This is a genomic window from Salmonella sp. SAL00672, from assembly GCF_046552175.1.
GTDB lineage: Bacteria > Pseudomonadota > Gammaproteobacteria > Enterobacterales > Enterobacteriaceae > Salmonella > Salmonella enterica.
Map to the genome: position 1 here is coordinate 97,508 of NZ_JBGDUQ010000008.1, position 13,083 is coordinate 110,590.

Genomic DNA, 13,083 nt, shown 5'->3' on the forward strand with positions numbered 1-13,083 from the left:
TAATTTGGAAGCATGCTAATGGCTACGATTCATGTAGACGGCAAAGAATACGAGGTCAACGGCGCGGACAACCTGCTACAGGCATGTCTGTCCCTGGGCCTTGATATTCCGTATTTTTGCTGGCACCCGGCGCTGGGAAGCGTCGGTGCTTGCCGCCAGTGTGCGGTGAAGCAATACCAAAACGCGGAAGATACGCGTGGTCGCCTGGTGATGTCCTGTATGACGCCAGCCACCGACGGTACCTTTATCTCTATTGACGACGAAGAAGCGAAACAGTTCCGTGAAAGCGTGGTGGAGTGGCTGATGACTAACCACCCGCACGACTGTCCGGTCTGTGAAGAGGGCGGTAACTGCCATCTTCAGGATATGACCGTGATGACGGGCCACAGTTTCCGTCGCTACCGTTTCACCAAACGTACCCACCGCAACCAGGATCTGGGGCCGTTCATCTCTCACGAAATGAACCGCTGCATCGCCTGCTACCGTTGTGTACGTTACTACAAAGATTATGCCGACGGCACCGATCTGGGCGTCTATGGCGCGCATGACAACGTCTACTTCGGGCGTCCGGAAGACGGTACGCTGGAAAGCGAATTCTCCGGTAACCTGGTCGAGATTTGCCCGACCGGCGTCTTCACCGATAAAACGCACTCCGAGCGTTATAACCGTAAATGGGACATGCAGTTTGCGCCAAGCATCTGCCAGCAGTGTTCCATCGGCTGTAACATCAGCCCGGGCGAGCGCTATGGCGAATTGCGCCGTATCGAAAACCGTTACAACGGCACCGTTAACCACTACTTCCTCTGCGACCGCGGTCGTTTCGGCTATGGCTATGTGAACCTGAAAGACCGTCCGCGTCAGCCGGTTCAGCGTCGTGGCGACGACTTCATCACCCTCAACGCCGAGCAGGCGATGCAGGGCGCGGCGGATATTCTGCGCCAGTCGAAGAAAGTGATCGGTATCGGTTCGCCACGCGCCAGCATTGAGAGCAACTTTGCGCTGCGTGAGCTGGTTGGTGCGGAAAACTTCTACACCGGTATCGCGCGCGGCGAGCAGGAACGTCTGCAACTGGCGCTGAAAGTGCTGCGTGAAGGCGGAATTTACACCCCGGCGCTGCGGGAAATCGAATCTTATGACGCGGTACTGGTCTTGGGCGAAGACGTTACCCAGACCGGCGCGCGCGTTGCGCTGGCGGTACGTCAGGCGGTGAAAGGTAAAGCGCGTGAAATGGCGGCGGCGCAGAAAGTGGCCGACTGGCAGATTGCGGCCATCCTTAACATCGGCCAGCGTGCCAAACATCCGCTGTTCGTGACTAACGTGGACGACACCCGTCTGGATGATATCGCCGCCTGGACTTATCGCGCGCCGGTGGAAGATCAGGCGCGCCTGGGCTTTGCGATTGCCCATGCGCTGGACAATACAGCGCCTGCGGTTGACGGTATCGACAGCGACTTACAAAACAAAATTGATGTCATTGTGCAGGCGTTGGCCGGCGCGAAAAAACCGCTGATTATCTCCGGCACTAACGCCGGTAGCAGTGAGGTGATTCAGGCGGCCGCCAACGTGGCGAAAGCGCTGAAAGGCCGTGGCGCCGACGTCGGTATTACTATGATTGCCCGCTCCGTGAACAGCATGGGGCTGGGTATGATGGGCGGCGGTTCGCTTGACGATGCGTTGGGCGAGCTGGAAACCGGCAACGCGGACGCGGTGGTGGTGCTGGAAAACGATCTCCACCGTCATGCAAGCGCTACGCGCGTGAACGCCGCGCTCGCCAAAGCGCCGCTGGTGATGGTGGTTGACCATCAGCGCACGGCGATTATGGAAAACGCGCATCTGGTGCTTTCCGCGGCAAGCTTCGCCGAAAGCGATGGTACGGTCATCAACAACGAAGGCCGCGCGCAGCGCTTCTTCCAGGTTTATGATCCGGCCTACTACGATAACAAGACGATTATGCTGGAAAGCTGGCGCTGGCTGCATTCGCTGCACAGCACCGTCGAAAACCGCGAAGTGGACTGGACACAGCTTGACCATGTGATCGACGCGGTCATTGCCGCCATGCCGCAATTTGCCGGCATTAAAGACGCCGCGCCGGATGCGACCTTCCGCATTCGTGGGCAGAAGCTGGCGCGCGAACCGCATCGTTACAGCGGTCGTACGGCGATGCGCGCCAATATCAGCGTGCATGAACCACGTCAGCCGCAGGATAAAGACACCATGTTCGCCTTCTCGATGGAAGGGAATAACCAACCGACTGCCCCGCGATCTGAAATTCCGTTCGCCTGGGCGCCGGGCTGGAACTCCCCGCAGGCGTGGAACAAATTCCAGGATGAAGTGGGCGGCAAACTGCGTCACGGCGATCCGGGCGTGCGTTTGATTGAAGCGACTGAGGGCGGTCTGGATTATTTCACTACCGTGCCGGCAAGCTTCCAGGCGCAGGACGGTCAGTGGCGTATTGCGCCGTATTACCACCTGTTTGGCAGCGACGAATTGTCTCAGCGTTCTCCGGTCTTCCAGAGCCGTATGCCGCAGCCGTATATCAAACTTAACCCGGCGGATGCCGCGAAATTGGGCGTCAATGCCGGGACGCGCGTCTCCTTTAGCTACGATGGCAATACGGTGACGCTGCCGGTTGAAATCTCTGAAGGGTTAGCGGCAGGGCAGGTAGGGCTGCCGATGGGTATGCCTGGCATCGCGCCGGTTCTGGCTGGCGCGCGTCTTGAGGATCTGCGGGAGGCGCAACAATGAGTTGGATTACACCGGATCTGATTGAGATCCTGCTGAGCATTCTCAAAGCGGTGGTGATTCTGCTGGTGGTCGTCACCTGCGGGGCCTTCATGAGCTTTGGCGAACGTCGTCTGCTGGGTCTGTTCCAGAACCGTTATGGACCAAACCGCGTTGGCTGGGGCGGCTCGCTCCAGCTGGTCGCGGACATGATCAAGATGTTCTTTAAAGAAGACTGGATCCCGAAATTCTCGGATCGCGTCATCTTTACCCTGGCGCCGATGATCGCGTTTACTTCGCTGCTGCTCTCCTTCGCCATTGTGCCGGTTAGCCCTAATTGGGTGGTGGCCGATTTAAACATCGGGATTCTGTTCTTCCTGATGATGGCCGGTCTGGCGGTTTACGCGGTGCTGTTCGCCGGTTGGTCGAGCAACAACAAATACTCGCTGCTGGGCGCGATGCGCGCGTCTGCCCAGACGGTGAGCTACGAAGTGTTTCTTGGTCTTTCCCTGATGGGCGTGGTGGCGCAGGCCGGTTCATTTAATATGACCGATATCGTCAATAACCAGGCGCATCTGTGGAACGTGATTCCGCAATTCTTTGGGTTTGTTACTTTCGCCATCGCGGGCGTAGCGGTCTGTCACCGTCACCCGTTTGACCAGCCGGAAGCCGAGCAGGAACTGGCGGACGGTTACCACATCGAATATTCCGGTATGAAATTCGGTCTGTTCTTCGTGGGGGAGTACATCGGTATCGTCACCGTTTCCGCGCTGATGGTAACGTTGTTCTTCGGTGGCTGGCATGGCCCGTTCTTACCGCCATTCGTCTGGTTCGCGCTGAAAACCGCGTTCTTCATGATGATGTTCATTTTGATTCGTGCGTCGTTACCGCGTCCGCGTTATGACCAGGTAATGTCCTTCGGCTGGAAAGTTTGCCTGCCGCTGACGCTCATCAACTTGCTGGTAACGGCGGCTGTCATTCTGTGGCAGGCGCAATAAGGGACACAAAGACCATGACCTTAAAAGAATTATTAGTAGGTTTCGGCACTCAGGTACGCAGTATCTGGATGATCGGCCTGCATGCGTTCGCCAAACGCGAAACGCGGATGTATCCGGAAGAGCCGGTCTATTTACCGCCCCGTTACCGTGGCCGTATCGTGCTCACGCGCGACCCGGACGGTGAAGAGCGCTGCGTTGCCTGTAACCTGTGTGCGGTAGCCTGTCCGGTAGGCTGTATCTCTCTGCAAAAAGCGGAGACCAAAGATGGCCGCTGGTATCCGGAATTTTTCCGCATTAACTTCTCACGCTGCATCTTCTGCGGCCTGTGCGAAGAAGCGTGCCCGACCACGGCGATTCAGTTGACCCCGGACTTCGAACTGGGCGAATACAAACGTCAGGATCTGGTGTACGAAAAAGAGGATCTGCTGATTTCCGGTCCGGGCAAATACCCGGAATATAACTTCTACCGGATGGCGGGTATGGCAATCGACGGCAAAGATAAAGGCGAAGCAGAGAACGAAGCCAAGCCTATCGACGTCAAGAGCCTGTTACCGTAAGGAGAGGGCAATGGAATTCGCTTTTTATATCTGTGGCCTGATAGCCATCCTCGCGACCCTGCGAGTGATCACCCATACCAATCCGGTACACGCGCTGTTGTATCTGGTGATATCGCTACTGGCGATTTCCGGGGTGTTCTTTTCGCTGGGCGCTTATTTTGCCGGTGCGCTGGAAATTATCGTCTACGCAGGCGCCATCATGGTGCTGTTTGTGTTCGTGGTGATGATGCTCAACCTCGGCGGCAGCGAAATCGAACAGGAACGCCAGTGGCTGAAGCCGCAGGTGTGGATTGGTCCGGCGGTTTTGTCGGCCATTATGCTGGCGGTCATTGTGTACGCCATTCTGGGCGTTAACGACCAGGGCATCGACGGCACGCCGATTAGCGCGAAAGCGGTGGGCATTACGCTGTTCGGGCCTTATGTTCTGGCGGTCGAACTGGCGTCTATGCTGCTGCTGGCAGGCCTGGTGGTGGCGTTCCACGTCGGTCGTGAAGAGCGTGCGGGCGAAGTGCTAAGCAACCGCGCCGATGACCGCGCGAAAAGAAAAACGGAGGAGCGCGCATGATCCCCTTAACACACGGACTGATCCTCGCTGCGATTTTATTCGTCCTGGGTTTAACCGGTCTGGTTATCCGCCGCAATCTGCTGTTTATGCTGATCGGGCTGGAAATCATGATTAACGCCTCCGCGCTGGCCTTTGTGGTCGCCGGGAGCTACTGGGGCCAGACCGATGGTCAGGTGATGTACATTCTCGCCATCAGCCTTGCGGCTGCGGAAGCGAGTATTGGACTTGCGCTGTTGCTGCAACTCCATCGCCGTCGCCAGAACCTGAACATCGATTCAGTAAGTGAGATGCGTGGATGAACATGCTTGCCTTAACCATTATTCTGCCATTGATTGGCTTTGTACTGCTGGCGTTCTCTCGCGGACGCTGGTCGGAAAATCTCTCCGCGACCATTGGCGTGGGCTCCGTTGGTCTGGCGGCGTTGGTGACAGCGTTTGTCGGGATGGATTTCTTCGCCAACGGCAAACAGGCGTTCAGCCAGCCGCTGTGGACGTGGATGTCGGTCGGTAACTTCAACATCGGTTTTAACCTGGTGCTGGACGGCCTGTCGCTGACCATGCTCTCTGTGGTCACCGGCGTCGGCTTCCTGATCCACATGTTCGCTTCCTGGTACATGCGTGGGGAAGAGGGTTACTCCCGCTTCTTCGCTTATACCAACCTGTTTATCGCCAGCATGGTTGTTCTGGTGCTGTCCGATAACCTGCTGTTGATGTACCTCGGCTGGGAAGGCGTGGGCCTGTGCTCTTATCTGTTGATCGGCTTCTATTACAGCGATCCGAAGAATGGCGCGGCGGCAATGAAAGCCTTCGTGGTGACCCGTGTCGGTGACGTGTTCCTCGCCTTTGCGCTGTTCATCCTCTACAACGAACTGGGTACGCTGAACTTCCGCGAAATGGTCGAGCTGGCGCCAGCGCACTTTGCTGACGGCAACAATATGCTGATGTGGGCGACGCTGATGCTGCTGGGCGGCGCGGTCGGTAAATCTGCGCAGCTACCGTTGCAGACCTGGCTTGCCGACGCGATGGCCGGTCCGACGCCGGTCTCCGCGCTGATCCACGCCGCTACCATGGTGACCGCCGGTGTCTACCTGATCGCACGCACGCATGGCCTGTTCCTGATGACCCCGGAAATTCTGCATCTGGTGGGTATTATCGGGGCGATTACGCTGGTCATGGCGGGTTTCGCCGCGCTGGTGCAGACCGACATCAAACGCGTGCTGGCCTATTCCACCATGAGCCAGATTGGCTACATGTTCCTGGCGCTTGGCGTACAGGCGTGGGATGCGGCGATTTTCCATCTGATGACCCATGCGTTCTTCAAAGCGCTGCTGTTCCTGGCGTCCGGTTCCGTCATTCTGGCCTGCCATCACGAACAGAACATCTTTAAGATGGGCGGTCTGCGTAAGTCCATTCCGCTGGTGTATGCCTGCTTCCTGGTGGGCGGCGCGGCGCTGTCGGCGCTGCCGCTGGTCACTGCGGGCTTCTTCAGTAAGGATGAGATTCTGGCCGGGGCGATGGCGAACGGTCATATCAATCTGATGGTGGCGGGTCTGGTCGGCGCGTTCATGACCTCCCTGTACACCTTCCGGATGATTTTCATCGTATTCCACGGTAAAGAACAAATTCATGCTCATGCAGGGAAGGGGATTACCCACCATCTGCCGCTGATTGTCCTGATGATTCTGTCTACCTTTGTTGGCGCGCTGATTGTGCCGCCGCTGCAGGGGGTGCTGCCGCAGACAACTGAACTGGCGCATGGTCGCGTCATGACGCTGGAAATTACCTCTGGCGTAGTGGCGATTGCCGGCATCCTGATTGCCGCATGGCTGTGGCTGGGTAAACGTACGCTGGTGACGTCGATCGCCAACAGCGCGCCGGGCCGTCTGCTGGGCACCTGGTGGTATAACGCCTGGGGCTTTGACTGGCTGTACGACAAAGTATTCGTCAAGCCATTCCTCGGTATCGCCTGGCTGCTGAAGCGCGACCCGCTTAATGCGTTGATGAACATTCCGGCTATCCTTTCCCGTTTTGCAGGCAAAGGCCTGGTACTGAGCGAGAACGGTTATTTGCGCTGGTATGTGGCATCCATGAGCATCGGCGCGGTTGTGGTGCTGGCGCTGTTGATGGTACTGCGTTGAGTTTGTTGGCTGGATGAACGACTGCCGGATGGCGCAGTGCTTATCCGGCCTACAAACCCAAAAATAATTTTTAGAATTCGTTGAAAATCTGTTCCTGAAGTACAGGCGTCATCGGCGAAGTCAGACCGGATACCGCCAGCGCACAGCAACCGGAGCGTACTGAAGTACGTGAGGATGATTCGCGAAGCTCACCCCTACGGGGCCGTCCTTACGGACGTTCAAAACGCGCTGCGTTTTGTGTGAGCACTGGCAGGATTTGGGCTGACGAGTGAGATAGCCTGAGCAGGAGTAAATATAAGGGACATACTTAGCTATGTTATTACCCTGGTTGATATTAATCCCCTTTATCGGCGGCTTTCTGTGCTGGCAGACCGAACGCTTTGGCGTGAAGGTGCCGCGCTGGATAGCGCTGATTACCATGGGGCTGACGCTGGCGCTCGGTCTGCAATTGTGGTTGCAGGGCGGCTATTCACTGACGCAATCCGCCGGTATTCCGCAGTGGCAATCTGAATTTGTCCTGCCGTGGATCCCGCGTTTTGGCATCTCTATCCATCTGGCGCTCGACGGACTGTCGCTGCTAATGGTGGTGCTGACCGGCCTGCTCGGCGTTCTGGCGGTGCTTTGCTCCTGGCGAGAAATCGAAAAATATCAGGGCTTCTTCCACCTGAACCTGATGTGGATCTTAGGCGGCGTTATCGGCGTGTTCCTGGCCATCGACATGTTCCTGTTTTTCTTCTTCTGGGAAATGATGCTGGTGCCGATGTACTTCCTGATCGCGCTGTGGGGCCACAAAGCTTCTGACGGGAAAACGCGTATCACGGCGGCGACCAAGTTCTTCATCTACACCCAGGCGAGTGGTCTGGTGATGTTGATTGCCATCCTGGCGCTGGTCTTTGTGCACTACAACGCGACCGGCGTGTGGACCTTCAATTATGAAGAGCTGCTGAATACGCCGATGTCCCACGGTGTGGAATATCTGCTGATGCTGGGCTTCTTCATCGCCTTCGCGGTGAAAATGCCGGTGGTTCCGCTGCATGGCTGGCTGCCGGATGCGCACTCCCAGGCGCCGACCGCCGGTTCCGTCGACCTGGCGGGGATCTTGCTGAAAACCGCCGCTTACGGTCTGCTGCGTTTCTCCCTGCCATTGTTCCCGAACGCGTCGGCGGAGTTTGCGCCTATCGCTATGTGGCTTGGCGTTATCGGCATTTTCTACGGCGCGTGGATGGCCTTTACCCAATACGACATCAAGCGCCTGATTGCCTATACCTCCGTTTCCCACATGGGCTTCGTGCTGATCGCTATCTACACCGGCAGTCAGCTGGCGTACCAGGGCGCGGTGATTCAGATGATTGCGCACGGTTTGTCCGCGGCGGGTCTGTTCATTCTGTGTGGCCAGTTGTACGAACGTCTGCATACGCGTGACATGCGTATGATGGGCGGCCTGTGGGGCAAGATGAAATGGTTGCCTGCGCTGTCCATGTTCTTTGCGGTGGCGACGCTCGGGATGCCGGGCACCGGTAACTTTGTCGGCGAATTTATGATTCTGTTCGGCAGCTACCAGGTGGTGCCGGTGATTACCGTGATCTCCACCTTTGGGCTGGTATTCGCCTCTGTATACTCGCTGGCGATGCTGCATCGCGCTTACTTTGGTAAGGCGAAGAGCCAGATTGCCAGTGTAGAACTGCCAGGGATGTCGCTGCGCGAGCTGTTTATCATTCTGTTGCTGGTGGTGCTTCTGGTACTGCTTGGCTTCTATCCGCAGCCGATTCTGGATACCTCGCATTCTGCGATGAGCAACATCCAGCAGTGGTTTGTTAATTCCGTTACTACTACAAGGCCGTAAATCGCCATGACAATAACTCCACAACACCTGATTGCGCTGCTACCGCTGCTGATCGTCGGCTTGACGGTGGTGGTTGTGATGCTCTCCATTGCGTGGCGACGCAATCACTTCCTCAATGCCACGCTGTCGGTCATTGGGCTTAACGCTGCTCTGGTTTCGCTTTGGTTTGTCGGCCAGGCCGGGGCAATGGACGTCACGCCGCTGATGCGCGTTGACGGCTTTGCGATGCTCTACACCGGGCTGGTGCTGCTGGCGAGCCTCGCCACCTGTACCTTTGCCTACCCGTGGCTGGAAGGCTATAACGATAACCAGGAAGAGTTCTACCTGCTGGTGTTAATCGCCAGCCTGGGGGGAATTCTGCTGGCGAACGCCAACCATCTGGCGGCGCTGTTCCTCGGTATTGAACTGATCTCACTGCCGCTGTTCGGCCTGATTGGTTATGCTTTCCGCCAGAAACGCTCGCTGGAAGCCAGTATCAAATACACCATCCTCTCCGCCGCCGCCTCGTCTTTCCTGCTGTTCGGGATGGCGCTGGTCTATGCGCAGTCCGGCAACCTGTCTTTCGAAGCGCTCGGTAAGAGCCTCGGCGATGGTATGCTGCACGAGCCGTTGCTGCTGGCGGGCTTTGGCCTGATGATTGTCGGTCTGGGCTTTAAACTCTCTCTGGTGCCGTTCCACCTGTGGACGCCAGACGTTTACCAGGGCGCGCCTGCGCCGGTTTCTACCTTCCTGGCGACGGCGAGCAAAATCGCTATCTTCGGCGTGGTGATGCGTCTGTTCCTGTATGCGCCGGTAGGCGACAGCGAAGCGGTACGCGTGGTGCTGGGCATTATCGCCTTTGCCTCTATCATCTTCGGTAACCTGATGGCGCTGAGCCAGACCAACATCAAACGTCTGCTCGGTTACTCTTCTATCTCTCACCTCGGCTATCTGCTGGTGGCGCTGATTGCCCTGCAGAGCGGCGAGATGTCGATGGAAGCGGTAGGCGTTTATCTGGCCGGTTATCTGTTCAGCAGCCTCGGCGCGTTTGGCGTGGTCAGCCTGATGTCCAGCCCGTTCCGCGGCCCGGATGCGGATTCTCTGTACTCTTACCGTGGTCTATTCTGGCACCGCCCGGTTCTTGCCGCGGTGATGACGGTGATGATGCTGTCGCTGGCAGGTATCCCGATGACGCTGGGCTTTATCGGCAAATTCTACGTGCTGGCGGTCGGCGTTCAGGCCAGCCTGTGGTGGCTGGTCGCCGCCGTGGTAGTGGGTTCCGCGATTGGTTTGTACTACTACCTGCGTGTTGCGGTGAGTCTCTACCTGCACGCGCCGCAGCAACCGGGACGCGACGCGCCGACAAACTGGCAGTACAGCGCAGGCGGTATCGTGGTGCTGATCTCCGCGTTGCTGGTGTTGGTACTGGGCGTCTGGCCGCAGCCGCTGATTAGCCTTGTGCAACTGGCGATGCCGCTGATGTAATGCCGCGTTGATGATGTCAATAACCGCCGATTTATCGGCGGTTGAGGCTGATGAGCAATACCTGAGCCTCTAAATGTTGGATTGCATCCAACTTATGAAAACCTGTGACGCATAGAGACCATAGACTCGTTGGGTGAGGCGTAGCCGAAACCCAACACTTTTTCAACGAACACAGAACCAGATGCCGGATAAGGCGTAGTCGCCATCCGGCATCAACGTTGTATTAGTGGCGTAGGTTGGGTGGAGCGAAGCTAACCCAAATTCATACCCAACACGTCCCGACGAACGAAGAGCCGGATGTTGGGCGGTTCCGTAAGCGCCAGCGGTTTCATATGGGTAATTCACAATAATTGTCGAAGTGTTAAACATATGGCCCATTACTCCGCTATAAAAATTATAACGTGACTGTCATTTCTCAGGCATCGCTGATAAAAACTCAGCAGTTTGTCCATTTCTTGCATCAGGCAGTGGAACAACTCTCCCAACTGTTTTCGTGACCCGTTTCCCGGATAAATGTCTATCTCATCGACTTCAATGGGAAAAATTTGATCTGAAGCGTATTTCTGTCAGCGTTTTTCAAGGCGTCCGATCGCGCTCACTTCATTATTTCATGTGACGGCGGCATATAATATCTTTCCATCAATAACGTGAGTGTCGGCACGGCTTAATGGATTGCTGTTTGGTGGGTTGTAAAAGGAAGTATCGGCGAGGGCACAGTGCAGATAGTCCCCCATCTTATATATTCACTTTTGGTAAATCGGTCACCTGTAAATAGTGTTCTTCACGCAGAATCTGTGGGTCGAACGCCAGCAACTGATTAAGCCGTTCATCTTAAACGTAAATATTATTTACCTCAAAAATATAATTATCTTTTTTATTATTGGTGGCTATTAACGCAGGTAAAATTATTTTCTACTTTCGTCATGCTGATAATAAAAGTAAAGCGGAATATAATGCAGGACATCTGCAGAGAATTACCCGAATATAATTGAAAAGGAATTTGTATGCTTAACGGAAAAACATTAATGCTGTTGTTGGGTGGGGTTATTCTCTCGGGCTGTGGGCCGGAGCCCTCCGACCCGCAGGGAAATAATCCGGCTGAGTTAAAACAGAAGCGGACTATCCAGAAAGAAAATAGCGCTCAGGCCGGGGATGACACTGTCCAGAAAAGACAAGCCGAGGCCGCCCAACAGGCTGCGAAAAAAGCAGCCGAATATGCTGAAGCCAAAGCCCTGGCAGATGCCAAAGCGGCATCTCTGGCAACAGCCGAAGCACCGCAATATGTAATGCAGACACGTGCCGCGGCACCAAAAGCGTTCGCTGCACAAGGCGGTAATGTAATGGGGACCGCGCGTTACGAACACTACGATGAAAATCCGATTAAACAGGTAAGTCAGGCGCCGCTCGCCACGTTTAGTCTGGATGTAGACACTGGCAGCTACGCTAACGTGCGGCGCTTTCTGAATCAGGGACAACTGCCGCCGCCGGAAGCCGTGCGGGTAGAAGAGATGCTCAATTATTTTCCCGCGCCTCAGCCCGTTGCGGATAAGCAGGATAACACTAAACCCATTGCGGCCTGTATACCGATGCCATTTGCGGTTAAATACGAACTGGCTCCCTCGCCGTGGAACGCGCAGCGTACGCTATTAAAAGTTGATGTTCAGGCCCGGGACATGCAGACCAGAGATCTGCCACCTGCCAACCTGGTTTTTCTCATTGATACTTCCGGCTCTATGCAGCCAGCGGAACGCCTGCCGTTGATCCGGTCGGCGCTAAAACTGTTGGTGAACGATCTGCGTGCGCAGGATAACATCACGATTGTGACCTACGCGGGCGGCACTCACGTCGCGCTTGCGTCTACAGCGGGAAATAACACAACCGCGATTAAAGCGGCAATTGATAATCTGGATGCTTACGGGAGTACCGGTGGTGAAGCGGGATTACGACTAGCCTACGAGCAGGCCGAAAAAGGGTTTATCAAAGGCGGCGTTAACCGCATTTTGTTGACCACCGACGGTGATTTTAACCTCGGTATTACCGATCCCAAAGACATCGAAGCGCTGGTAAAAAAAGAGCGCGAGAAAGGTATTACCTTATCTACGCTGGGCGTCGGCGATGACAATTTCAACGAAGCCATGATGGTGAGAATTGCTGATGTGGGTAACGGCAATTACAGCTACATCGACTCCCTCTCCGAGGCGCAAAAAGTCCTCAAGGATGAAATGCATCAAACGCTGGTCACCGTTGCCAAAGATGTAAAATCGCAAATCGAATTTAATCCGCAGTGGGTGACTGAGTACCGGCAGATTGGTTATGAAAAACGCCAACTGCGCGACGAGGATTTCAATAACGATAAGGTTGATGCCGGTGATATCGGCGCGGGTAAACACGTCACGCTATTCTTTGAACTGACGCTTAACGGGCAGAAAGCCTCGGTGGATAAACTGCGCTACGCTCAGGACAAAGCCGCCTCAAAGCCAACAAAATCAAGCGAGCTGGCGTGGATCAAATTGCGCTGGAAAGCGCCGCAGGGCAGCGAAAGTACATTAGCCGAGTTCCCGGTCGTTATGGGAAAAATGCCGATCTTTGCTGACGCCTCTGAAGATTTTCGTTTCCGCGCGGCGGTAGCGGCTTTCGGGCAAAAACTGCGTGGCTCAGAAACGCTGGCAGATACGACCTGGCCGCAAATTATTAAATGGGGTGAACAGGCGCGCGGGGAAGATAGACAAGGCTATCGCGCGGAGTTTATTAAACTGGTAAAACTGGCGGAAGGCTTGTCTCACTAAGCGTCAGGGGAT

The 13,083-nt window shown here is 55.7% G+C and carries 10 protein-coding genes; 9 read left to right on the top strand and 1 reads right to left on the bottom strand.

Annotated elements, in window-relative coordinates; genetic code table 11:
- Positions 1–18 precede the first annotated feature (18 nt).
- The 8 genes from nuoG to nuoN all read left to right on the top strand — a co-directional run bounded on the left by nuoG (position 19) and on the right by nuoN (position 10,285).
- Positions 19–2,745: an NADH-quinone oxidoreductase subunit NuoG gene (nuoG, locus tag ACLJTG_RS18065; protein WP_001728014.1), complete on the top strand. Its 2,727-nt coding sequence runs from the start codon at positions 19–21 to the stop codon at positions 2,743–2,745.
- A complete protein-coding gene (gene nuoH, locus ACLJTG_RS18070; protein ID WP_000118515.1) occupies positions 2,742–3,719 on the top strand; it encodes an NADH-quinone oxidoreductase subunit NuoH in 978 nt (325 codons plus the stop codon). Before nuoG ends, nuoH begins: the two co-directional genes overlap by 4 nt.
- A gap of 14 nt (positions 3,720–3,733) precedes the next feature.
- On the top strand, positions 3,734–4,276 hold the full coding sequence (gene nuoI / locus ACLJTG_RS18075; protein WP_000172747.1) for an NADH-quinone oxidoreductase subunit NuoI: 543 nt from the start codon (positions 3,734–3,736) through the stop codon (positions 4,274–4,276).
- A 10-nt stretch (positions 4,277–4,286) separates the two neighbouring features.
- Positions 4,287–4,841, top strand: coding sequence for an NADH-quinone oxidoreductase subunit J (gene nuoJ / locus ACLJTG_RS18080; protein ID WP_000393522.1), 555 nt, complete (start codon positions 4,287–4,289; stop codon positions 4,839–4,841).
- Complete coding sequence (gene nuoK / locus ACLJTG_RS18085; RefSeq protein ID WP_000612687.1) at positions 4,838–5,140, top strand: NADH-quinone oxidoreductase subunit NuoK; 303 nt, start codon at positions 4,838–4,840, stop codon at positions 5,138–5,140. Before nuoJ ends, nuoK begins: the two co-directional genes overlap by 4 nt.
- The gene (gene nuoL, locus ACLJTG_RS18090) at positions 5,137–6,978 is read left to right on the top strand and encodes an NADH-quinone oxidoreductase subunit L (protein WP_001056582.1); all 1,842 of its coding nucleotides are present in this window, start codon (positions 5,137–5,139) and stop codon (positions 6,976–6,978) included. The genes nuoK and nuoL overlap by 4 nt, the downstream gene beginning before the upstream one ends.
- A gap of 313 nt (positions 6,979–7,291) precedes the next feature.
- Complete coding sequence (gene nuoM, locus ACLJTG_RS18095) at positions 7,292–8,821, top strand: NADH-quinone oxidoreductase subunit M (protein ID WP_000926431.1); 1,530 nt, start codon at positions 7,292–7,294, stop codon at positions 8,819–8,821.
- 6 nt (positions 8,822–8,827) lie between these two features.
- Positions 8,828–10,285, top strand: coding sequence for an NADH-quinone oxidoreductase subunit NuoN (gene nuoN, locus ACLJTG_RS18100; RefSeq protein ID WP_000156667.1), 1,458 nt, complete (start codon positions 8,828–8,830; stop codon positions 10,283–10,285).
- A gap of 377 nt (positions 10,286–10,662) precedes the next feature.
- Here the strand turns inward: nuoN and ACLJTG_RS18105 are convergent, their stop codons facing one another.
- Entirely contained in the window at positions 10,663–10,830 is a 168-nt protein-coding gene (locus tag ACLJTG_RS18105; protein ID WP_223149278.1) for a DUF1877 family protein, read from the bottom strand.
- Between the two features lie 459 nt (positions 10,831–11,289).
- Between ACLJTG_RS18105 and ACLJTG_RS18110 the strand changes: the two genes are divergently transcribed.
- Entirely contained in the window at positions 11,290–13,071 is a 1,782-nt protein-coding gene (locus ACLJTG_RS18110; protein WP_058107577.1) for a vWA domain-containing protein, read from the top strand.
- Positions 13,072–13,083 lie beyond the last annotated feature (12 nt).

Excerpts from the sequence above, each read along its gene's own strand:
- nuoI (WP_000172747.1), top strand. The coding sequence starts at position 3,734 with ATGACCTTAAAAGAATTATTAGTAGGTTTCGGCACTCAGGTACGCAGT.
- nuoL (WP_001056582.1), top strand. The coding sequence starts at position 5,137 with ATGAACATGCTTGCCTTAACCATTATTCTGCCATTGATTGGCTTTGTA.
- nuoK (WP_000612687.1), top strand. The coding sequence starts at position 4,838 with ATGATCCCCTTAACACACGGACTGATCCTCGCTGCGATTTTATTCGTC.
- nuoH (WP_000118515.1), top strand. The coding sequence starts at position 2,742 with ATGAGTTGGATTACACCGGATCTGATTGAGATCCTGCTGAGCATTCTC.
- nuoN (WP_000156667.1), top strand. The coding sequence starts at position 8,828 with ATGACAATAACTCCACAACACCTGATTGCGCTGCTACCGCTGCTGATC.
- nuoG (WP_001728014.1), top strand. The coding sequence starts at position 19 with ATGGCTACGATTCATGTAGACGGCAAAGAATACGAGGTCAACGGCGCG.
- nuoM (WP_000926431.1), top strand. The coding sequence starts at position 7,292 with ATGTTATTACCCTGGTTGATATTAATCCCCTTTATCGGCGGCTTTCTG.
- nuoJ (WP_000393522.1), top strand. The coding sequence starts at position 4,287 with ATGGAATTCGCTTTTTATATCTGTGGCCTGATAGCCATCCTCGCGACC.
- ACLJTG_RS18110 (WP_058107577.1), top strand. The coding sequence starts at position 11,290 with ATGCTTAACGGAAAAACATTAATGCTGTTGTTGGGTGGGGTTATTCTC.